This window comes from Acetobacter sp. AN02, assembly GCF_029759835.1.
Classification (GTDB): Bacteria; Pseudomonadota; Alphaproteobacteria; order Acetobacterales; family Acetobacteraceae; genus Acetobacter.
Window position 1 is genome coordinate 1 of sequence record NZ_JAJJND010000019.1, and the last position, 21755, is coordinate 21755.

Annotated in this window: 21 protein-coding genes, 2 tRNA genes and 1 pseudogene; 9 read left to right on the plus strand and 15 right to left on the minus strand. The window is 62.6% G+C overall.

What is annotated here, in order from left to right:
* Positions 1 to 341: 341 nt before the first annotated feature.
* A pseudogene (locus LOC54_RS12330) lies at positions 342 to 665 on the plus strand (fimbrial protein); the annotation flags it as partial.
* Positions 666 to 1149: 484 nt separating this feature from the next.
* On the opposite strand, the gene LOC54_RS03755 reads toward LOC54_RS12330, so the two are convergent.
* A tRNA-Tyr gene (locus tag LOC54_RS03755) sits at positions 1150 to 1235 on the minus strand.
* Positions 1236 to 1352: 117 nt separating this feature from the next.
* Here LOC54_RS03755 and rlmB point away from each other — a divergent pair.
* Positions 1353 to 2162, plus strand: a complete 810-nt coding sequence (rlmB, locus tag LOC54_RS03760) for a 23S rRNA (guanosine(2251)-2'-O)-methyltransferase RlmB (RefSeq protein ID WP_279312498.1) — start codon at positions 1353 to 1355, stop codon at positions 2160 to 2162.
* On the opposite strand, the gene LOC54_RS03765 is transcribed toward rlmB, so the two are convergent.
* The 10 genes from LOC54_RS03765 to LOC54_RS03810 all read right to left on the minus strand — a co-directional run bounded on the left by LOC54_RS03765 (position 2163) and on the right by LOC54_RS03810 (position 9598).
* Positions 2163 to 2519: a hypothetical protein gene (locus LOC54_RS03765; protein ID WP_279312499.1), complete on the minus strand. Its 357-nt coding sequence runs from the start codon at positions 2517 to 2519 to the stop codon at positions 2163 to 2165.
* Positions 2520 to 2595: 76 nt separating this feature from the next.
* The gene (locus tag LOC54_RS03770; protein WP_279312500.1) at positions 2596 to 3270 is read right to left on the minus strand and encodes an SDR family NAD(P)-dependent oxidoreductase; all 675 of its coding nucleotides are present in this window, start codon (positions 3268 to 3270) and stop codon (positions 2596 to 2598) included.
* A 29-nt stretch (positions 3271 to 3299) separates the two neighbouring features.
* Positions 3300 to 4772 (minus strand): amidophosphoribosyltransferase, encoded by a 1473-nt coding sequence (gene purF, locus LOC54_RS03775; RefSeq protein ID WP_279312501.1) that lies wholly within the window; start codon positions 4770 to 4772, stop codon positions 3300 to 3302.
* Between the two features lie 59 nt (positions 4773 to 4831).
* On the minus strand, positions 4832 to 5413 hold the full coding sequence (locus LOC54_RS03780) for a CvpA family protein (protein WP_279312502.1): 582 nt from the start codon (positions 5411 to 5413) through the stop codon (positions 4832 to 4834).
* A gap of 83 nt (positions 5414 to 5496) precedes the next feature.
* Entirely contained in the window at positions 5497 to 5853 is a 357-nt protein-coding gene (locus LOC54_RS03785) for a hypothetical protein (protein WP_279312503.1), read from the minus strand.
* 73 nt (positions 5854 to 5926) lie between these two features.
* The gene (locus LOC54_RS03790) at positions 5927 to 6655 is read right to left on the minus strand and encodes a glycoside hydrolase family 108 protein (RefSeq protein WP_279312504.1); all 729 of its coding nucleotides are present in this window, start codon (positions 6653 to 6655) and stop codon (positions 5927 to 5929) included.
* A 126-nt stretch (positions 6656 to 6781) separates the two neighbouring features.
* Positions 6782 to 7408 carry a hypothetical protein gene (locus LOC54_RS03795; protein WP_279312505.1) on the minus strand — a complete coding sequence of 209 codons (627 nt, stop codon included), beginning with the start codon at positions 7406 to 7408 and terminating at the stop codon, positions 6782 to 6784.
* 200 nt (positions 7409 to 7608) lie between these two features.
* Positions 7609 to 7685: transfer RNA gene (locus LOC54_RS03800), tRNA-Pro, on the minus strand.
* A gap of 57 nt (positions 7686 to 7742) precedes the next feature.
* Positions 7743 to 8312, minus strand: a complete 570-nt coding sequence (locus LOC54_RS03805) for a TIGR00730 family Rossman fold protein (RefSeq protein WP_279312506.1) — start codon at positions 8310 to 8312, stop codon at positions 7743 to 7745.
* Between the two features lie 41 nt (positions 8313 to 8353).
* Complete coding sequence (locus LOC54_RS03810; RefSeq protein WP_279312507.1) at positions 8354 to 9598, minus strand: MFS transporter; 1245 nt, start codon at positions 9596 to 9598, stop codon at positions 8354 to 8356.
* Positions 9599 to 9722: 124 nt separating this feature from the next.
* On the opposite strand from LOC54_RS03810, the gene LOC54_RS03815 reads away from it, so the two are divergent.
* Both LOC54_RS03815 and LOC54_RS03820 read left to right on the plus strand, forming a co-directional pair.
* Positions 9723 to 10328, plus strand: a complete 606-nt coding sequence (locus LOC54_RS03815; protein WP_279312508.1) for an NUDIX hydrolase — start codon at positions 9723 to 9725, stop codon at positions 10326 to 10328.
* A gap of 165 nt (positions 10329 to 10493) precedes the next feature.
* The gene (locus LOC54_RS03820; protein WP_408740285.1) at positions 10494 to 11627 is read left to right on the plus strand and encodes an AI-2E family transporter; all 1134 of its coding nucleotides are present in this window, start codon (positions 10494 to 10496) and stop codon (positions 11625 to 11627) included.
* A 19-nt stretch (positions 11628 to 11646) separates the two neighbouring features.
* On the opposite strand, the gene LOC54_RS03825 is transcribed toward LOC54_RS03820, so the two are convergent.
* From LOC54_RS03825 to LOC54_RS03840, 4 genes are all read right to left on the minus strand, one after another.
* Positions 11647 to 12615, minus strand: coding sequence for a hypothetical protein (locus tag LOC54_RS03825; RefSeq protein WP_279312510.1), 969 nt, complete (start codon positions 12613 to 12615; stop codon positions 11647 to 11649).
* 19 nt (positions 12616 to 12634) lie between these two features.
* The gene (locus LOC54_RS03830; RefSeq protein WP_279312511.1) at positions 12635 to 14236 is read right to left on the minus strand and encodes an adenosine deaminase; all 1602 of its coding nucleotides are present in this window, start codon (positions 14234 to 14236) and stop codon (positions 12635 to 12637) included.
* Positions 14237 to 14360: 124 nt separating this feature from the next.
* Complete coding sequence (locus LOC54_RS03835; RefSeq protein WP_279312512.1) at positions 14361 to 15365, minus strand: hypothetical protein; 1005 nt, start codon at positions 15363 to 15365, stop codon at positions 14361 to 14363.
* Entirely contained in the window at positions 15362 to 16330 is a 969-nt protein-coding gene (locus tag LOC54_RS03840; RefSeq protein WP_279312513.1) for a diacylglycerol kinase family protein, read from the minus strand. The genes LOC54_RS03835 and LOC54_RS03840 overlap by 4 nt, the downstream gene beginning before the upstream one ends.
* A 263-nt stretch (positions 16331 to 16593) precedes the next feature.
* Here LOC54_RS03840 and LOC54_RS03845 point away from each other — a divergent pair, with 263 nt between their 5' ends.
* The 5 genes from LOC54_RS03845 to LOC54_RS03865 all read left to right on the plus strand — a co-directional run bounded on the left by LOC54_RS03845 (position 16594) and on the right by LOC54_RS03865 (position 21683).
* Entirely contained in the window at positions 16594 to 17730 is a 1137-nt protein-coding gene (locus LOC54_RS03845; RefSeq protein WP_279312514.1) for a metallophosphoesterase, read from the plus strand.
* Complete coding sequence (locus LOC54_RS03850; RefSeq protein WP_279312515.1) at positions 17727 to 19004, plus strand: LptF/LptG family permease; 1278 nt, start codon at positions 17727 to 17729, stop codon at positions 19002 to 19004. The genes LOC54_RS03845 and LOC54_RS03850 overlap by 4 nt, the downstream gene beginning before the upstream one ends.
* A complete protein-coding gene (locus LOC54_RS03855) occupies positions 19001 to 20104 on the plus strand; it encodes an LptF/LptG family permease (RefSeq protein WP_279312516.1) in 1104 nt (367 codons plus the stop codon). The genes LOC54_RS03850 and LOC54_RS03855 overlap by 4 nt, the downstream gene beginning before the upstream one ends.
* Positions 20101 to 20889: a sterol desaturase family protein gene (locus LOC54_RS03860; RefSeq protein WP_279312517.1), complete on the plus strand. Its 789-nt coding sequence runs from the start codon at positions 20101 to 20103 to the stop codon at positions 20887 to 20889. Before LOC54_RS03855 ends, LOC54_RS03860 begins: the two co-directional genes overlap by 4 nt.
* Positions 20890 to 20966: 77 nt before the next feature.
* Positions 20967 to 21683 carry an NTP transferase domain-containing protein gene (locus LOC54_RS03865; RefSeq protein ID WP_347709386.1) on the plus strand — a complete coding sequence of 239 codons (717 nt, stop codon included), beginning with the start codon at positions 20967 to 20969 and terminating at the stop codon, positions 21681 to 21683.
* Positions 21684 to 21755: the final 72 nt, after the last annotated feature.

Consider the following 21755-nt stretch of genomic DNA (forward strand, 5'->3'; position numbering starts at 1 on the left):
TCGCCAGAACCCTCAGGCTCTCTTGACTATGTTGTATCGCTCGACGGACTGCCGCTGTCGTCGTGGCGCTTCCGTGGTGAACCTGGCCCATAGCGCATCCTTCCACTCATGTGAAAATAATGCACCATCAAATTCCGGGACTAAACATCCATCTTATAAAAACAGGAAATATTTCCGGAAAATTAACAATTCCCTCTGTAAATATGGTGAAATACATGATTTATAATGCTATATAGACTTACTTTGTACTGTCATACCATGTAACGATAAGCTCTTCTACATGCAGTTTTGTTAATCCTTCAATAGACGTCATTCTTAATACCTGAAAAACTTCTGATCTTTCATCCATCGGCTCGACAGCGAACAATACCTCTTTTTCCATCATTCTGAACTGTCAGCCCGATGTGACAATCCTTTTCAGACTGGATGCAAACGGACCATCATCAGGTATTCAGGGTGTTCTGAAAAATACAGGAACAGCAGAGGGAGTGGATGTAAGGCTTCTTTATACCGCATCATCCCCCTTTACATTCGGCACAGACAGCAACCGTGGAGTATTCAGAACGTCCTCATCCAGTCTTCCTCTGATTTCTCAGTATTACAGATCAGGAAACTCTCTTTCCGCAGGAAGCATCCATGCTGCAGCAACCTATACCCTGACCTAACAGTAGAAATTATCCGTTTTTTTCCAGCGATTATACCGTCTGACAGCCATGAGCAGATTCCCATGGCCGGATCAGATGCCGGACCAAAAATCTCGCCGCGGATATGAGATCCCGGAAGTTCCTCACTGCGCAGAACCTCAATCATGTCATGCATAAATGAATCCGGACCGCAGATGCAATAGGTCGTGGCACGATCAAGGCTGTTACGCAGCCAGTCCCGCGTAATGGTGTCCTGTCGGAAAGAATGCCGACGATGATGGCCGTTCTCGACTGCTATACCCTTGCCGACAGGACCGCTCCGTCGGGTGCGCATTCCGCGCCTCGGTATCGGTCAGCATTTTACCCGCATTCCCCGCTTCCTTTACCCGCAAATGCGCCGGATGGATGCGGATTGCCGCGCACTATGGCGGACAAAGGAAGCACGAAAAACCGCAGTCGCGACAAGGCTTTGCGGTGATGTATGGATGTCTACGGAAGTAGAATATGGTGGAAGGGGTTGGATTCGAACCAACGTAGGCGTACGCCAGCGGATTTACAGTCCGCCCCCTTTAGCCACTCGGGCACCCTTCCGACGGGCCCCGGATTACGGATACAGGACTGATCTGTCAATCGTCCGGAGCGGATTTTTTCCGGTATGCAGGCTCCGGCCCTCATGACGACAGCGTGTTTGCAGCGTATAGCAGCATCATGTCTTCTTCCCGCTCCCCTCGCGACGGCTCCCGCCAGCCCGCGCAGAAACACGCCCGGTCCCCCCGCCGGCACACGCATTCCTCCTCCCGTCCCGGAGGACCATGCTGGCTGGCCGGTCTGCATGTGGTGCAGGCCGTCATGGAAAATCCGGACCGGACGGTGCTGCGTCTGCTGCTGACGGATGCCGCCAGGGATGAGCTGACACAGCGTCTGTCCGTACCTCTCCCGTCCTCCGTCGAAATCGTCGAGCGCGCCCGGCTTGATCAGGTCGTCGGCGCGGATATCGTGCATCAGGGAGCGGCCGTTCAGGTCGAGCCGCTGGAGGCCATCTCCATAGAGGATGCGCTGCTGCGTCCCGGGCCGGTTCTGGTGCTGGATCAGGTGACGGATCCGCGTAACGCAGGGGCAATCCTGCGATCTGCGGCGGCTTTCGGAGCAGCCTGTATCGTGATGCAGGACCGTAATGCCCCGCCCGAGAGCACCGTGCTGGCAAAGGCCGCCTCAGGCGCGCTCGAACGCGTGCCTCTGGTCCGCGTCGTCAACCTGTCCCGCACCATTGTGCAGCTGCAGGAGCAGGGGATCTGGACGGTCGGCCTCGATGCGGACGGACCGGTGCTCGACGGCGCGAGCTTCAGCGGCCGCCGGGTCGCGCTCGTCCTCGGGGCAGAAGGCAGCGGTCTGCGCCGCCTGACCCGCGAGACCTGTGACGAGGTCGCCAGCCTGAAGATGGCCGGCGGAATGGAGAGCCTCAACGTCTCCGTGGCTGCGGCGGTCGGCCTCTATGAACTCGTCCGCCACAAAGGCTGATCAGTCGAGTTCACCCGGCTGGAGCCGCTGGACGCGAATCGCATTACCCGCGGCGTTGTAATAGATGATGCTGTCACCGCGCCGCTGGGCATAGCCGTCCGGCTGCCCCTCCTTCGTCCAGAACATCAGACGATCCGTGTCCGGCTGCTCCTTTACGATGTCGCCCGCCGGACGGTAGCGATAGGCGCTGAAATCCTTGTGCACTTTCGTAAAGCCCGGATGTGCGGCCATCTCGTGCATATCAGGCTTCTTCGGGCCGTCATCACCCTCATCCGCCCGCGCGGCAGCAACGGGCAGGACGGCCAGGGCCAGGGCCAGGGCATACGGGGCACGGCAACGCGATACTCCGGTGATCATCGGTTTTTTCTCCGGGTAAAATCCCATTTTGTAGCTGAGTTTCCCGCGTATTCCGTCTTCGGGCAAGTCAGAGCCGTCATACGGCAGAAGCTGGTCCGAGGCAGAGTCCGGCGATGATATCAGCCGCCTCGTCGGGAGATGTCAGATCCGCCTGAAGTGCTTGCGTCTCTGCCGGGAAATACTGTGCCCGCAGCCGGGTCGCGCAGGGGCCGGGATCGTGCAGAACCACACGCAGACCGTACTCCGCCTGCTCCTGCTCCCACACATGGACCAGCGCCTGCACCGCAGCTTCTGAAGGCGCCGTCAGACTGCGCCAGGGTGCCTGCTCAGCCAGAAATCCGTTTGTGAGAATCACGGCAGCCGGAGAGGCAGCGGCCTGCAGCAGCGGTGTGCAGGCCCGCAGAAGCGCCATCGTTGCCGTCAGCCGACCGGCAACGGCGCGATCGTGATCGGCATCACGCAAATGCGTGAGCGGCGCAAGCGGCATGAAAGGGGCGGCGGCATGAACCAGAAGATCGAGCCGTCCGAAACGCTGGCCGATGGACGGACCGATACGAAGCATCGCCTCACGATCGGTCAGGTCAAACGGCAGGATCGTGGCTGTCCGGCCGGTTTCCTGTCTGATGGCCTGTTCGGTGGCCTCCGGACTGCCAGGCGTGCGATCCAGAAGCAGGCAGTGCACATCCCGGCGCGCCAGAGCGAGTGCGGTGGCACGGCCGATCCCCCGGCCTGCTCCTGTAATGAGCGCCACGGGCCTGTCTCCCGGACCGGCCGGTACCATCAGGCCGCGCCGGCTTCCTGATCGATCAGCGGGATCGGATAGTCGCCGGTGAAGCAGGCATCGCAATAGGGGCGCGACTCCGGATCACGATGATCATGGCCGAGCGCGCGATACAGACCGTCGAGCGAGATAAAGGCGAGGCTGTCCACGCCGATCAGCTCGGCCATTTTCGGGATATCGTGCTGGGCCGCCAGCAGCTTGCTGCGCTCCGGAGTGTCGATGCCGTAGAAGCACGGATTGCGGGTCGGCGGGGAGGAGATGCGCATATGCACCTCCCGGGCACCGGCGGCGCGGACCATATCCACGATCTTGCGTGAGGTCGTGCCGCGGACAATCGAGTCGTCCACGAGAATCACGCGCTTTCCGTCCAGGGTCGGGCGGTTGGCCGAATGTTTCATCCGGACACCGAGATTGCGAATCTGGTCCGTCGGCTCGATGAAGGTCCGTCCGACATAGTGGTTCCGGATGATTCCGAGTTCGAAGGGAATACCGCTGGCCTGGGAATAGCCCATGGCCGAGGGAACGCCGGAATCCGGAACCGGGACCACGACATCGGCCTCAACCTCGCTTTCCTGAGCGAGCTGCTCCCCGATGCGCTTGCGGGCATCATAGACAGAGCGGCCGTCAAGCACGGAGTCCGGACGTGCGAAATAGATATATTCAAACACGCAGAAATGCGGGCGTGTGGAAGCGAAGGGCCGGATGGAGCGGACACCGTTTTTATCGATGATGACCAGTTCGCCCGGTTCCACGTCACGCACGAATTCCGCGCCGCAGATATCGAGACCGCAGCTTTCCGATGACAGAATCCAGCCCGAGGCATCGTCCGGTGCGCCGGGAATACGGCCAAGCACCAGCGGGCGGACGCCCATCGGATCGCGCACGCCCATCAGCGCGTGTTCGGACAGAACCACGAGGGAATAGGCGCCCTGCACCTGCTTGAGGGCATCGATCAGCCGGTCCTCGACCGTGGCGTAGAGCGAGATGGCGATGAGGTGGATGAACACCTCGCTGTCCGTGGTGGACTGGAACAGGCAGCCGCGGCGGATCAGTGCCCGGCGCAGCACGTTGGCGTTGGTGAGGTTCCCGTTATGGGCCACGGCCAGGCCGCCGAACTCGAATTCGGCAAAAAGCGGCTGCACGTTGCGGAGCAGCGTGTCGCCGGTCGTGGAATAGCGGTTGTGCCCGACGGCATTGCGGCCCGGAAGTCCGGCTATGACGCGCTGGTCTCCGAATACGTCGCCCACGAGGCCGAGACCGCGATGAGAATGGAAGCCGCTTTCGTCATGGGTGACGATGCCGGAGGCTTCCTGCCCGCGATGCTGAAGCGCGTGCAGACCCAGAGCGGCAATCGCGGCTGCATCGGCGATATCCCACGCGCCGAAGACCGCACATTCCTCATGGAGCGTATCATCCTGGTCTTCTGCCGGGCAGTCTGCTGATGTCAGCATCCGGGACGAAAGAAACGCCATAGTACCTGTGCCTCCCCGGCGGCGGAATGATCCGGCGAGACGAAGCGCCGGTCACCCTGTCAGAAGGTTGAAGAGCCGGACTGGTGATCCGGCTGATGGGCGTGCTCATGGCCTGATGCGCTCTGTTGCGCAAGGTCTGAGCCCTGAAAACCCGGTATGAAACCGGATAAAAGAGCGGAACCCCGTTTCAGGAGAGGTTCCGAAAGACTGCCCTGAAGGATCAGATCCCGCTCCTGCGGGACCACCATTCCGGCCGAGAGATAGATCGCGAGCATGATCAGCGCCCCCCGTGCAAGCCCGAAGGCCAGTCCGGCGACATGATCCGGTCCTGAGAGGAATGTGGTCCTGACGGCGGAAATCACAACATTGCCGCCAAGACGGATCACGCTGAAGACGAGAAGGAAAATCACGATAAAGGCCAGGACATGCGCTGCGGTCTGGTTCGTGACCCATCCGCTGATCCACCGGGCCGGGATCGCGCCCTGTGTCCATGCTCCGGCCAGGCCCCCGGCCCAGGCCAGAAGGCTGACCAGCTCCTTCACCGCGCCGCGTATCAGACCGGCGATGGCAGAGAATACTACGGCCGCACCGATAATGGCATCCGGGACATGCGGAGAGGAAAACAGGTCCGATACAGACAAGGTCCGGCTGGCTCCGTCATACGGGCGGGAATCGTCACGGGCGGCTGCGTGAGAACCGGGTGCTTATGCCACCGGATGCGCGTTCAGGGAAGTTTGGTGGATGCCGTGCTCCAGGGACCGCGCAAAAGTGGCCTGCGATCAGGGGCGGCGCTGAGGAGACGATAGACCTCACCCGCCTCGATACGGGCATGAAGTTCTTTCCAGATCGCGTCAGGGCTGACATCCTCGGCAGCCCACAGACGTGCCATCAGGATCAGGAAATCGGCGCTGCCCTGCCGGATCATTTCCTGATCCCCGGCGATGGCCGCAGCGGCGCACTCCATCGCGACCGCTCCGGTCTCGGCAGCCAGTTTCCGGCGGTATTTCCCGGACTGGCGCTTCCCGGAGGTCCGGAGACTCTTCAGAAGCGCCTGGTATGAGGAGACGGCAGGGGTCTTCATCCCTGCATGATGGGAACCCCCGCAGGCGCGGTCAATACGGCCCGGCGGGAAAATACTGTCTGACGGGAAATCGTCAGACCGGCGTGAGCACACAGCCGTCCGGAGAGCGCGCTGCCTCCGCGCTGACCATTGCGAGCGCCGTTTCCGTCCGCCTGCGCGTGCGGGCGAGCCAGCCCCGGCCATAGCGCCTGAACCCGGCACGCGTCCGGTATTCCCGTTCCTGCATGCCGCTGAGCACCAGCACCATAACGGCAGGAAGCCCGCCCCGACGACAGATCGCACGCTGCACTTCCGGCCCGATTCCGCTGCTGGGCGGAAGCCCGAGGCGGCTGTGCAGGGTGGTCAGGCTTTCGGGGCTGATCTGTGGCAGAATATCTGCCGGAGCGGCGTTGTCGAACGCATCCAGGGTCCGGCGGCCTATAACGCCATCGGGCAGGGCGCCGACCATACGCTGAAGCAGAATGGCCGAGGAACCGACGCCGCAGTTCCAGCCGAAATCAAACAGCATCAGATCGATTCCTGCCGGAAAGGCGGAGGCGCTGAGCGGATTCCAGTAGCGGGACCGGGCGATGGCCCCGAACGTATCAACATCGAGAGTCCGCATCATATCGGCTGTGACGGGCTGCGGATGCAGCCAGGCGGCAAGCACCGGTGCGCTGACACCGTAGCGGCTGCCGACAAACTGCTTCGGCTGCCCTTTCCCGGGGGTGATCCAGTTCCCCGGATCTTTGGGATCGCTGCTGTATCCGCCTTCCGCCGTGCGGACGAAATCAAGGCAGGCGTTAAAATTCTGGCCAGTCAAAAAGGGTCTCCGCGCAGGTCGTCCTGAGATGGGGGACGACCCGGACACCGCGTTCCGGTCCTCTGACCGGTTCCGGCTCCGGGCCGCGGAGAAGGAAATATCTGTCCTTATGTCTGCCCGGGATATTCAGTACCCGTCATATCCGTAAGGCGGTGCCTGCTGGTAGCCGGCGGCCGCGCCGTTGTAATAATCATAGCTGCTGACGCCGTCATAGGTGACGGAGCTGGCAGCGGCCATTCCGAGCAGGGAGCCGAACGCGAACGGCGCGCCCCAGCCCCAGCCCCAGCCGCCCCAGCCACCTGCATAGGGATAGCCGCCCCAGCCGTAATAGGCCGGACCCCAGCCTCCCCAGCCCCATGCACCGGGCCCCCAGGCGCCATGACCCCACGCACCGCCGCCCCAGCCTCCTCTCCAGCCACCACCACCCCAGCCGCGCGGACCACCGCCCCAGCCGCCGCCTCGCCAGCCGCCGGGACCACCACCACGAAACCCGCCGTCGCGGAATCCGCCACCCGGCCCGCCACGAAAGCCGCCGCCGGGACCGCCCCCCCATCCGGGGCCTCCGCGAAATCCGCCGCCGCCCGGACCACCCGGACCTCTGCCCGGTCCGCCGCCACGGAAGCCACCACCGCCTCCGCCGGGGCCCCCGGGACCGCCGCCACGCTGCGCGAAGGCCGACATGACGGGCGCGCATGCGAGAACGGTGCAGAGAGCTGCAGCCAGAGAAAAGCGAAGGGATTTACGGAAAGGCATGGAGCTCTCCTGAACAGGGATTCTTCTGCGCACGGGAAACGGCATATCGCCGTCCGGGCGGGACGTCTGCTGAACAATAGGAGATATTTGTGACAAGAAGGTTTCCGACCGGTGTCCGAAACCTGTTCATTTTTCCGTTTCCGGGAAAAATCAGCCATTCTGGGGCTGCATGGCTCCGGCTGATCTGCCGGGCCGTTTAATGGTCGGAGTGAGAGGATTCGAACCTCCGGCCCCTGCGTCCCGAACACAGTGCTCTACCAGGCTGAGCTACACTCCGATGGACGGGCCGTATATAGCGCATCCGGCCCGCACGCAAGGGGAATTTACCGGATTTTCAGCAGTTCGCCATAACGCCTGATGCCGCCAGGCGGCGAAGAGCCGCGGCCGTGTCCGGCACGGTCTCGATCAGGGCGCGCGCATCGGCGGAGGCAAACCCCTGGGCAACGGCGGCATCCAGCATCATCAGTACGCTGTCCGCCCAGTTCAGGACGTTCACGATGATCACCGGCTTTGTGTGGAGCTGGAGCTGCTTCCAGGTGGTGATTTCCATAAGCTCATCAAACGTTCCGAAACCACCTGGCAGAATCAGGAATGCATCCGCCCGGCCGAACATGATGGTCTTACGCTCATGCATGTCCTCCGTGATGATCAGCTCGGCCACGCCCTGATGCATGATCTCCCTTGCCTCAAGAAAGGATGGGATCACGCCGGTCACCTGTCCTCCGGCTTCGATGGCGGCATCCGCTGTCGCACCCATCAGACCGACATCGCCCCCGCCATAGACAAGACGCAGACCGGCCCGGGCCAGACCGGCGCCGATCTCCCGGGCGGCCTGTTCATAACCTGGATTATTTCCGAAACGGGAGCCACAGAACACGGCGACGGCTGACAGCGTATCTTTCATACGAAGAGGCTTTCCTTAAATTTTTTTCTTTCTTCGCAGGATCATGACGGATTTCTGACACCTCCGCTACGGGGCGCGACGGCCCGATCCGTCCTGCCCGAGCCGATATGGAGCCAGAAGCTGAGAATCGCGCCGAGGACGGCGAAGGAGGCGGAGACAAAAAACAGTGAAGGGTAACCTTCCAGCCGCGCCATCAGCCCCAGAAGAGGACCGGAAAGGCCGATCGCGAGATCAAGGAAGATGGAATACCCGCCCAGCGCCGCCCCTCTGCTGGCCTCTCCGGCAGACGCCACGGCCCCCACGCCGAGCGCCGGGAAGACAAGGGAGAATCCGGCGCCTGTCAGCCCGGCGCCCAGCCCCGCCAGAACCGGAGACGGCGCCAGCCCCGTCACGATCAGCCCGACAGCCTCAAGCAGCATCGATATGCCCGCGATCACGCCGCCACCCAGCCGGTCGATATAGCGGGCAAAAACGAAGCGCATCATGACGAACAGACCGCCGAAAGCCGCCAGAGCCAGAGCCGCACCGCCCCAGTTCCGGCTGGTATAGAAAAGCACGAGGCAGGACGCGACGGCACCGAACCCAACCGAACCGCAGCCCAGGCCCAGGCCATAAGGCAGAACGGTCCGCAACACGGAAAGAACGGACGGGCGCGGGCCGGTCTGCGCGGCCGGTCGTGTCGCGGCGGGACGGAAAGCGAAGGGCACACCACCCAGCAGAAGCAGCGCGGTCAGCAGGCCGGTACCCTGCAGTCCCCCGAGAAATCCGGCTCCCGGGCCGTGCATGGAAAACAGGACCGTGGCAACCGGCGCACCGAGGGCGATACCGCCATAGGACGTGACACCGTTCCAGGAGATGACGAGAGCCGTACGCTCACTGCCCATGCGGCTGATGTTCCACATGATGGCCCCGACGGCGATCCAGCTTTCGGTAAAGCCCAGCACGACCCGGGCCAGCAGGACGAGCGTCAGGGCAAGAGCGGGCATCGCGGCCAGATATCCGGCTGCGATCAGCAGAAAGCCCGACAGCCCCCCGGTGATCAGCCCGGTGATGACGACTGGCTTTGGTCCCCCCGTATCGATCCGGTTTCCCGCCCATGTCCGTGTGACCAGAGTAGCGAGATACTGCAGCGATACGGCAAATCCGGCGATGGCCGCGCTGTATCCCAGGGTGAGATGCACGAAGAGCGGCACCACGGCCATCTCCATCCCGATCACGAGATAGCACAGGAGGTTGAAGACAACGACCGCAAGGATGCGGAGCGTCGGGGATGGTTGTGTGGACATGGAAGAACGTCTCCGGAGACGGGGGACAGGCCTGCGTTTCTGTGCAATGAGAGATACAGCATACAGACAAATCCCCATGATGCAGTATGTGCCCGTGGCGGAGTGCGGAAGGAGACCGGATGTGATGCCGGATGATCATCTGATCCGGAACGGCATGGCCTGCGCGGATGAAGAGAGCGACGGCGGCTTTCAGACGCTGTCCAGCCGGATCGCCTATGAAAATCCATGGACCAGGGTGCGGGAGGATATCATCCGCCGCCCCGACGGAAAGGACGGGCTCTACGGCGTCGTGGAACGCGGGGAGTTTGCCGTCATCCTTCCGCTTGGCCGGGGATCTGACGGACCTGTCGTCACGCTGATCCGGCAGTATCGCTACCCTGTGCGCCGCCGCCTGTGGGAACTGCCGATGGGCATGTGGGAGGCAGAGCCGGAAGCGGATCCGGCCGATGTCGCCCGTGGTGAGCTGAGGGAGGAGACCGGGCTGGTCGCGGGCCGGATGACCTGTGCAGGGATGGTCTGGCAGGGCGCCGGATACACCACACAGAAAGGTTATGTCTGGCTGGCGGAGGATCTGACCCAGGGCCCGACGGCGCGGGAGTCCACCGAGGCGGACATCACCTGCCACACCCTGCCTCTGACGGAGGTGGAGGAAATGATCAGGGACGGCCGCATGACCTGCATGGTCAGCATTGCGGCCATCGGTCTGCTGCGTCTGAAAGGGCTGATCTGAATGTCGCTCTCTTTCCCGTCCGCGAATGACCGCACCTGCTGCTCCGCATCCTGCTCCTGTCACGTCTGAAGAAACGGAAACGCTGCCATGCCTTCAGGTGATGAGGAATACACGAAGGCCGAGATTGCGGAGGAACTGCAGCGCGAGGCTCTGATACGGGATGCGATGCGGTCCTCGCACATCAATATCTCCCGGATCTGCCTGATCGTCCTGACGATCCTTGCGGTGTTCTACACACTGCGCCTCGCCTCGGAATTCATTCTTCCGGTCGTCCTGGCCATCGTGACGAACATGGTGCTCCTGACGCCAATGCGGTTCCTGCATCGCAGGACGCATCTGCCCAAACCGCTGGTGGCCCTGCTGCTGATCCTGCTGATGTTCACCGTGATGGGCATGATCGTCGCAGCTATTTCCGTGCCGGCCACGGGATGGAGCGCACGGGCGCCGGAAGGACTGGCTGCGGCACAGAAGAAACTGTCCTTCCTGCGTCAGCCGATCTCCTTCCTGGAAGAGGCCGGAGGGCGGATGCAGGCGCTGATGAACGCAACCGGCGGCGCGGCGGCACCCGTGAAGCCGCCGCCGGGCGGGCCTGTCTCGGTCGGTCTCGGCTCCTTCGGCTCCAGCGTCCTTATGGGTACGCGCGACTTCATGGGGCAGCTCTTCACCTATTTTATCATGCTGTTCTTCCTGCTGGCGGAAGGAGACTCCCTCCTCCGCCGGTTCGTGGAGATCATGCCATCCTTTTCGGACAAGCGCCGCGCGGTCCAGATCGCATCCCAGGTCGAGCGCAATATCTCCCGGTATCTCGCGACCATCACCATGATGAACCTGCTGGTGGGCGCTGCGAACATGCTCCAGTGCTGGCTGGTCGGTATGCCCAACCCGCTCCTGTGGGGCGTGATGGCGTTTATGCTGAACTACATCCCGATCATCGGTCCGCTGACGGGTGTCGTGATCTTCTTTTTTGTCGGGCTGTTCGCGTTTGCGCATCCGCTTCACGCGCTGGTGGCGCCGACGATCTATCTCTGCATCCATCTGCTGGAGGGAGAGACGATCACGCCGATGCTCCTCGCCCGGCGCTTTACGCTCAATCCGGTTCTGGTGATGACGTCACTGATATTCTGGGACTGGATGTGGGGTATTACCGGCGCGTTCCTCTCCGTGCCCTTGCTCGCGGTGTTCAAGATCGTCTGCGATCACATCGACTCCCTGACGCCGATCGGACATCTGGTGGGAGGCGGGGGCACACTGCGTCTGGCCCGACGGCACCGCGGGAATAACGGAGAGACGGAAACCTGAGGGGAAGCCTGTTTCGCGGCTATTCCCCGGCTCCGGCCATGAACAGGACACCGCCTCCGGAACAGGGCGATTCCCCGTCGAAATAGGGGATATAGAGGCTGTCGTTGTGGGCCGTCAGGAAGAACGGCGTCACACGCACATCGCCGCCGGGAAGCAGGGGGGTGACATCCTCCCATTTTCCGGACTGGAAATCCTTCCAGTTCCTCCAGCGCAGCAGGCGGCCCGGTGTGATATCGCCGCCCTTTGCGTAGGTCGGTGAGAAAAAATCGGAGCCGTAATACCACTCCCCGATTTTCTGGACGTCGTTAAGAACCGGCCCGGTGGTGGACATCGAGCCTGCCGGAACGTCACGTGGCGTGCCCGGCGGACGCGGAGCGCGGAAGACGGTGTAGCGCCGATCCCAGAAATCATCGATCCGCATCACCTCGCCCCGGCTGGAATCGATGATGTGCAGCCGCCCGTCAAAGAAGGAGAGACCACGCGGATCGCCGATTTCCTGCGGGTGATGGAACTGCAGCACAGTGGCAGGGCTGTCCACCGACGTAAACCGGAACACGCGGTGTCCGGAGTCCAGCAGCCAGATGAAGGGGGTTCCCGGCTCCATGAGGATATCGAGCGGACGCTCGAGCGTTATACCGCCCAGCGCGGAAACGGGAGTGGCGGCCTCCTTTCCCGACAGATCGGACACCAGCAGAAGACGGCGGTTTTCTGTATCGCAGATCAGCCAGCGCCCGTCCGGCAGCCGGACCAGAGCGCGACCGCCCTTTGTCTCGACAGGAGATGTCTCCCAGTGCCCGCCATTCCTGCGATAGAAAATCCGGCCGTTACCGGAGGCGGCGATGGCGTCCGTGTCTCCGGCGAAGACAATCTGTGTCGGACGACACAGGAGATTGAGGCGCTCGATCTCCTTCAGACCCAGGGAATCCGCTCTGGCCGTTCCGGAGAGCAGGCACAGAATCCCGGTAAGGATGCAGCCCTTTCCCGTCATGCCCCGCCCGTGCCGTCTCTCAGAACGTATTTCCCGCTGCCTGACGTTCGAACCTGACAAAGGCACCCTCCAGAGACCACTGCAGCCGCGCCTTCTCATTTCCCGCAAGAAAATCATGACAGGCGCCCGTCTGCGGCGCGGTTTCCGGAGAAATCTCGGCGCAGACAGGTTTCATTTTCCATCCTGCATCGGTTTCCCACAGACTGTCTCCGGGCACAAACGCATATTCCAGACCGGCGCGGGAGATGTCCTTGAGATCGGTATAGGACAGGGGGTAGTCCAGAACGGCGCGGTGATATTCCGTGGTCAGGCTGCCTCTGGAGACACCCTCATCATCCGTGGACAGCGCGACGGGAACCTGGTGATCCCGCCATGTCATCAGCGGATGATCCGCGCCTTTCACACCGAGAATCTCGTCATTGCTGGTGAGATTGATCTCCACCAGGATGTTCTTCTTCGCCATCTCCACCATCAGCCCGGACGGATCATCCTCCTGCATGATGTCCACGCCATGACCGATCCTGCGGGCTCCCGCGATCTCCACGGCCTGACGGATATGGAAGCGGAGGTCCTCCGGCGGTACGAGCTTTTCAGAAAGCTCTCCGGCGTGAAGGGAAAGCGGCACGCCCGGCTCACGCCGAGAGAGTTCGCGGAACATCTGCATGTGCAGCGTATAGTCGCGCAGGGAAATCCGGTCGTCTTCCGGTGCGACGATATTCACGCCGACAAAACGCGGATCGGATTTCTTCAGCTGATAGCCAAGAGCGAGCTGGGCGAGAACCATGCCCGGCGGCATGGTCCGCACGGTCTGGTAAAGATAGCGCACGGTCACGCCGCAGGCCGGTTCCGCTGATGGTGTTCCGCAGCCCAGCTCCTCGTGTGCCCGGGCCTGCGCGTTGTCCATGTCCGCCCGCGCACCGGATACGAACGCCGGCATCTGCGGCATCAGCGTATCGAGCGCCGGACCGATTTCCCGTTCCGTATCCGTGTCGAGCTTCTCACCCAGTTTTGCGGCGGGAAACAGACGCGGAGAGACCATAAGCTCCAGATACAGCACATGGTCACGTGCGGCCTGACGCATGGCTGAAGCCAGCATGTCTCCGTCATGGCCGTTCGCTGCCGGCATGAATTTCGCGAAGGTGGCAAAGAAATGATCATGCCCCGACCGGTCCTGACCTGTCGGCACGAAATCGCGCATCGACAGCGCATCGATCATGCGCGTCCTTGCATCCCCGTCTTCCAGCGTCTTTTTTGCGGGCTGCATCCCGTTGCGGCAGGGAGGGGCACTGATCTGGCCGGTCTGCGGATCGGCGCACAGCCCGTCTGCGGCGGCCCAGTCAAGGAACTGCTCCGCCCAGACCGCCCCGACCAGGTGATTATGCAGGTCCGCGCCCTTGGGAAATGCGCGGAGGAAAGGGGTAAGCCGCGCGGGATTGTCGCGGATGCTGTCCAGAACCTTCGCCGCCGCGGTTTCCGCCGCAACCCTGTCCGGACCGGCTGCGGCACTGCCTGCCGCAGGGGAGGCCGCAGAAGAGCCGTCCGCCTGCGCCTGCGGAATACCCCCCTGAAGTGCCAGGGTGATCAGGGCAGCAGGAAGGAAGAGGGCTGAGCAGCGGGACATGACGGTTATGGTCCTTATTTCCTGACCAGAACACAAGATATCCCGGCATGAAATACAGTAAAAAATTCGTCTTCCGGCTCAGGACCGGAGATCAGGACGGAAAACACCCCTGACCGGGCAGGTCTCAGGCCTGACGCTGGCAGAGCAGGCCGGACCGTATAAGCCGCCAGGCCATGCGCGGAGCGGCAAGAAGCGGGTATTTTTCCGCAAACGGCGTCAGAGGCATGCTGATGCCGGTGTGACGTTCGATTTTCCACGCCAGATAGCGCGCTCCGCCGGTGAAGGTGAAGGACGCCTTGACCAGACGCAGCAGATTGAGCGGCCTTCCGAGCCTGCAGCGCAGCTGCCAGGATGAAAGGGCGCGTCGCCGTGCAGCATTTGTAAGGGCGGGCCTGAGCATCTCGCCCGCATGCGGGTCAGACAGGATTCCCTCCAGGGACCAGGCCGCACGGAGCATCACGTCGTTGCGCTCCGTCATTCCCGACAGAAGCAGCCTTTCCCGGCCGGGAGCCTCGACCCGCAGTTCGTTGCGGTAGGTCCGGGCATAAAGTTCGGCCCAGAATATCCGGGACGGGCCGGATTCCGGACCCAGACGGGCGGACCAGTGCGCCGCCGCCGCGACAGCGCGGACGATACAGCGCAGGAGACTGTCTGCCGCCTGTGTATCACGAACCCAGATCAGACGGGCCGGCTGCGAGAAACGCGCCCAGACGGAGCTATCCAGCGCGTCGGGACGTGTCAGTCTGCGGAACTGGCTGAGGGTAAGGACAGCCACCTTGGCCCGCAGAATCCGCTCCCCCTCCCGGACCTCATGATATTCCACATTCGGCGGCAGCAGAATATTGGCGATTCTGGAGGACAGACGGCGCGGCCAGTCTTTCTGACGCCGGACGATCACATAGAAATCCAGCATCCCGGTACAGAGGGTTTCTCCCGCACGGGCCTGCACCGTACCTGCCAGGGCACGGGCGACGGAGCCGTAGAACAGGACGCCCAGCGGCCGGGCCTCTCCGACGATCGCGGCAGCCATCGCGGAAATCTCGGGAGGAACCGGAGACGTCAGCTCGGCCACGAGACCGTGTGCGATCTCTGCTGCAGGATCCGTTCCGGATATCGGGGGCGTGCTCATGATCTGAGAAAGGTAATGGCCTTTCCCTCCGACAATGTCACGACACCGCGGGGGCCCGTATCCAGTTCCTCTCCGTCGATCACGAGGCGCTCATCCATGCGGATCGTGATCGTTGCGGACCGGCCGCTGCGGAAGGCCGGATCGCCGCGCAGCCAGGCCGGTGCCCGCCCGGACAGCAGGCTGAGCGTTGCCGGCAGAAGGCGGCGGGGATGCGGCATGATTTCCAGCCAGGCCAGTGCGCCACCCGGAGGCACGCCCTCCCAGAACGGCCAGACGCCGTAGGGCAGGCTGTGCAGGGTCGTGCCGAGGAACAGGAATCGTGCACCACCCTCCCCGGCCCCTCCGTCGCGGGACATCGTCAGCTGCGTTCCGTCGAGCCACTCACGCCGCCCCTCCCGGTGCAGCAGCCGGGAAAACGCGGACAGGAGCGTCACGACCACGGCCGTATTGTGGGAATAGTGATCCAGAATGGCGGGCTGATGCGCAAGGCCGATCCCGCGGGTGAAGGCCGCAAGACCGCAGAACATACCGAGCACGTCCCGGCGACCGGTTTCGGGCCAGCTCAGCACGATCGGATGTCTCCGTGCGGTCCGCTTGCGCAGAAGTCCGCAGCGTTCCTTCTCCAGCAGGCACTCGAGCGCCGGGATTCCCCTCATGCCGAACCCGACATCGGCGGCGATCAGATTGGTGTTGCCTGAGGGCAGAATGGCGATATCCGGAAAGGTTTCCCCGGACCAGCCCGCGTGGATGGCCGTCATCACGTCGCTGACGGTGCCGTCTCCGCCGTCGATTACGACGGTATCGATCGCCCGGTCACGCAGGGCCATCACCTCCGTGATCAGCGCCTCCCGGCCCTGAGGACTGAGGAAGCGGTCTCCGAGCATCTCCCTGCCCTGCGTCCGGAATATCTCCCCGTCCGATCCGTTCATACGGCTGCAGGGGTTATGAACGACGGCAAAAGACAAGGATCACACTCTCCGGTCGTGAACGGACAGAGCCGGATGTGTAACAGGTCCCGGACACTGGACTCGCGCGGTCTATAGCCCGGCCACGAGGGAGTTGCCACACCTGCAGGACGGTTCAGGTGCTGTTTTCCTGTAACCTTGTGTTTCCGGTCTGTACCGGTTTTCACAAATCGGGAACCGGAAAAAAGCCGTCTGGTCCTGGCGAACCAAGAGGATTATTGAACGATATTCTTTCCTGTCCGGTTCCGGTCCTGGAGTAGCTCGTGTCCGTCACGCTGGCGCATCTGTCTGATCTGCATCTTCCTTTCGGACTCTCTCCCGGTCTGCGGGATCTGGCCGGAAAACGGCTGCTGAGTTTTTTTTCCTGGACCCTGCGCCGGAGACACGTTCTTGTGTGGCGTTCTCTTTCTGCCGTCATGAAAGACATATATGCCGCACATCCGGACGTGCTCGCGATCGCGGGAGACATGACCAATCTCGGGCTTCCGGACGAACTGCGGCGTGCACGCACATGGCTTGCGGAGCTCGGGCTTCCGCGCATGGTCATTCCCGGCAATCACGATGCGATGGTTCCGATGGACTGGAAGACCGGCCCCGGACAATGGGCGCCGGAGGGGGGGATGATCACGCCGCACGATCCCCTGGTCTGCCATCTGAAGGACGATGTCACGCTGATCGGGCTGAACTCCGCCGTCCCCACTCCGCCGTTCTGTGCCTGGGGCAGGATCGGCGCATCCCAGGCTTCCGCTCTGGAAGCCATGCTGAAGCAGCTGGGAGAGGAAGGCCGCTGCCGGGTCGTGATGATCCATCATCCGCCACATCCCGACCTTGTGGTGAACCGCAAGGCGCTGCGGGACTGGAGGCTGTGTGCCGAGGTCCTTCAGTCCGGAGGCGCCGAACTCGTGCTGCACGGCCATTCGCATCGCGGCACCATCTCCTGGGTACCGGGAACAACCATTCCGCTCATCGGCGTCACCGCCGCCTCTCACCGCCCGGGGCGTGTGAAGACGGCCGCCGGGTGGAACCGGATCACCATCAGCCGGGATACGGGCACGACCGGACCGGAATGGCAGATCGGTATCCATCCCAGGCGTCTCGGAACCGACGGGCATCTACACGATCTTGAGCCATTCGTGTTCCGCCGTCCCGCCTCCGGCCCCGGAATACCCTGCGCTGAATCCGGGAAGGAGATCTCTCCCGACATCGCCCGCGATCCCGCCGGAGAAAGCGCGGGGGATCTTCCGGCCGGGGAGCACGGCAGGGACGAAACGGGCAGGAAGGCCGCAAAAAAGACATCAGGCAGTCGTAAGATGGCCGAACCTGCAACCCGCAAGGCACGGCGTCCTTCGCAGACCGGCCGGAGCCGAACCGGCGGGGAAAGAAAAACCACCTCAGAATGAGTCATTCCTCAGCTCCGGGGACACCTGTCGACACCAGGATCATCCCGCAGGCTCCGCCCCCCCATCATGACAGGCTGCTGCGCCTGTTCCGTATCCTGCCCCGGCCCCTGCGACCGCGGCTGATGGACGTCTATATTTTCGAGCAGCTCGTTCCGCCTTTTTTCATCACGGTGCTCGTGGTGCTTCTGGCCCTGCTTATGGAGAGAATGCTGGTTCTGATGAACCTCCTGGCACAGGAAGCCAGTCCGCTCTCCACCTTTGTCCGGCTTCTGGCCAACCTGCTTCCGCATTATCTGGGGCTGGCGCTTCCCGCTGCACTCTGCGTGGCGGTCTTCAGCGTGACCCGCAAGATGAGTGAGAACAACGAGATCGATGCGCTGATGGCCTCCGGCGTATCGATCGGACGCTTTACCGTGCCGTTTGTGGTTGCAGGCATACTGCTCGGGCTGTTTTCCATGCTGCTCTATGGCTATATCCAGCCCCACGCACGCTATCAGTTCCGTTCGGGCTTCTATTATGCCAGCCATGCGGGCTGGTCCCCCGTGCTGCAGCCTGGCGTGATGGCCACGCCCACATCGTCCCTGTCCCTCATGGCGCGCCAGGTGGATCATACGGGCTCCGTCCTTCATGACGTCTTCATCCGCGACACATCAGGCGATGAGGAGCGGGATATTTCCGCAAAGGAAGGACGTATCCTTTCTGACCTCCTGAACGGAGAGGTGCAGATCCGGCTCAGCCAGGGCCTGATCCTGACGCGCCCGCATACCGGTATTCCCAACGTCACGCGCTTTGATCAGGCCACGCGTCTGATCACCCGCGCCGCAGCTCCGGCCTTCCGCGAACGCGGCTATGACGAGCGGGAACTGACCAGCGGGCAGCTCGCGTACTATCTCGCACGGAATGAACCTGCTCCGCAGGATATCTCCCTTGCCGACATGCGCGCCGAGCTGCATTTCCGCCTGAGCCGCAGCGTCTCCACGCCGTTTATCGTCTTCCTCGCGGCGGGACTTGCCATCATCGGCAAACGGAAACGCGGGAATACCGCACTGGCCGTGGCAGCGCTCCTGCTGGTCAGCTACGACCATGTCGGCAAGCTCGGGGAGAGCCTGATCGCGACCGGCAAGGGCTCCCCGTTATGGGCATTGTGGATGCCCACGGCCGTTTTCTGCGCGGGATCGCTGCTGCTCATGCTCGTCCGGGGCAACATGCTGAGGCTTCTGCCGCGCCGCAGACGTCCTGTGTCCGCCCGTGCATCCGGAGCCGCCTCATCATGATCGCCGCCCCGTCCGTGCCGCGCGGGCCGCGTCTGGTCCTGCTTCGCTATCTCTCCGGCGCGCTGCTCGGTCGCACGTTCATTGCCTGCGCCGCCCTGCTCGGGCTGATGGAGGTGCTGGCGCTGCTCGAACAGATGACGCCGATCCTGCAGCGCCACCTGGGGCTGTACGGCGTTCTGACCTATATGGTCCTACACACGCCGCTGATGATGCAGACGGCGCTGCCGCTCAGCCTGCTGATCGGCGGTCTGACGCTGCTGACAGCCATGACCGTCAGCAGTGAGATGACGATCCTGCGGTCCGCAGGGCTCTCGGCGCTCGGCCTCATGCTCTATCTGCTGCCCGCCACCTTTATGCTCGGCGTGATCAGCACGGTCGTGGAGGATCAGGTGACGCCACGGGCCGAGCTGGAGCTGGCCGGATGGTGGAACCAGACCGACCCTGAGCCTGAGAAAGGACATTCCTTCTGGGTCCACAGCGAAAGCTGGGTTGCACATATCGGCTATATCACCGGCCGCGGACGCCAGGTGCATGACATCGATTTCTATGAGCAGGGACCGGACGGGCTTCTGCGCCGGGCACGGCATGCGGATATGGCCGTTTCCGGTCCGGGATACTGGCTGGCCCGCAACGTGAAAAGCTGGACCGTCCCGGAACAGGGCAACATCCCTGCCCCCGTTCCGGAAGCAGAGGAAAAGATTCCGTCCGATCTTTCGGCCCGGCAGGTGCTGCGGCTGTCGCTCGATAACGCGCCTCTGTCGATCAGCACCATGCGCCGGGGACTGAAGGGCCGCGAATCCATCGGACAATCGCCGGCCTGGGTCAGATCGGCCATCCTGGAACGGCTTTTCCGGCCCTTCGCCTTCATTGTCATGTTGCTGCTTGCGCTTCCTGTGGTCTATATCCCGCCCCGTGTCGGATTCCGGAGCTGGCTTCCTGTCTGGTGCCTGGGTGCCGGACTTCTTTTCATCATCACGCAGGGCGTTTTCCGCGCCATGGGGAACGCGGCTCTCCTGCCTGCCCCCGTTGCGACCGTGCCCGGACTGATTATCTTTACTCTGGCAGCCGGTGCCGTCCTGTTGAGGAACGAAGACAAATGAGCAGCACATTACGCAATTCATCCATCCGGACCGGGAGAAGCTTTGATCTCGGCAAGATGAACCTGCGCCAGCTCTGGATTGCCTATCTCACCTATCCCACCGTCCTGCTGTATTTCGCGCTCATCATCGCCGGAACCGCGCTGACGGTGTATTTCTTCCCCGGAGCGGCCCGCACGCTGATCGCCGCGGGGCTGGTGATCCCGATCTATCCGCTCGCATGGTATCTGCTGCATCGCTATGTTCTGCACGGACGCACGCTGTACAAGATCCCGGCAACGGCAGCCCTGTGGAAGCGCATTCACTTCGATCATCATCAGGATCCGCATCTTCTGGATGTTCTCTTCGGCGCGCCCTGGACCACGCTGCCGACCATCGCGGCCATCACGGGTCCGGTCGGCTGGCTGATCGGCGGAGCGGGCGGAGCATTCGCCGCATTCACCTCAGGCGTGCTCATCACCTGCATCTATGAGTTCTTTCACTGCATCCAGCATCTGAACTACAAACCGTCCTCACGCTGGATTCAGCGCATGAAAGCCCGTCATGTCCTGCATCACTTCCATGATGAGGACGGGAATTTCGGGATCACCAGCTTTACCGTGGATCAGGTGTTCGGCACCTATTACCCCGATGCGAAAGCCCGGCCGCGCAGCCCGACCGTGTTCAACCTCGGGTATGACCTGACGGAAGCGAAACGCTACCCTTGGGTGATGAAGCTGACAGGCTCCCCCCCGCGCGACCGTCCCGACGGTGCCCGTCCGGATACACCGAAAGATCACGCTGCGTGATCAGCTCCTCCGGAGCTTTTTCCAGACCGGTCACGGCCCTGATCCTGGCGGGAACCCGCCAAGGCGCGCGGGATCCGATGGCCGCCGCTGCCGGGATTTCCCACAAGACCATACTCCCCGTTGCGGGGAAGCCGATGATCCTCCGGGTTACGGAAGCATTACAGGCCTCTCCCGCCATTGACCGTATCGCTGTCTGTATCGAGGCTCCGGATGTGGTCAGGGACCTGCTTCCGCCCGGAGCGGAACTCCTCGCTGCCGCCTCCGGACCAGCTGCAAGCGTGGCGGAGGCCCTCTCCCGGCTCGGCACACCGCTTCTGGTGACCACCGCCGATCATGCCCTGCTGAAACCGGAATGGATCCGTGATTTTACGGAGGGCGCACAGGATGCCGATCTCGCCATCGGAATTGCCACGAAGGATGTCGTGCGTCGCGATGTACCGGACACAAAACGCACCTGGATAAGATTTGCGGACATGACGTTCTCAGGCTGCAATCTCTTCCTGTTCCGCACACCGGCCTCGGCCGGAGCCGTCCGGCTGTGGCAGACGATCGAGGCCGAACGTAAACATCCGCTGCGGATGGCCTGGCTTCTGACCGTCAGGCTCCGCGGGCCGGGGCTGCTGCTGCGCTGGCTGACCGGGCGACTGACCGCCGCCGCTTTCTGCGGATATATCGAACGATATACCGGGGCTTCCGTCCGTTTCGTCCCGCTTGCCGACGGACGGGCCTGCGTTGACGTGGATAAACCTGCCGATCTGGAACTGACCGAACGCCTGCTGGCCGAAATGGGCTGAACGGTCTGTACGGAAAGGTTGAACTTTCCCCGCAAAGGAAGGCACACTGCCACGACGGACGTGAGGGCGAAG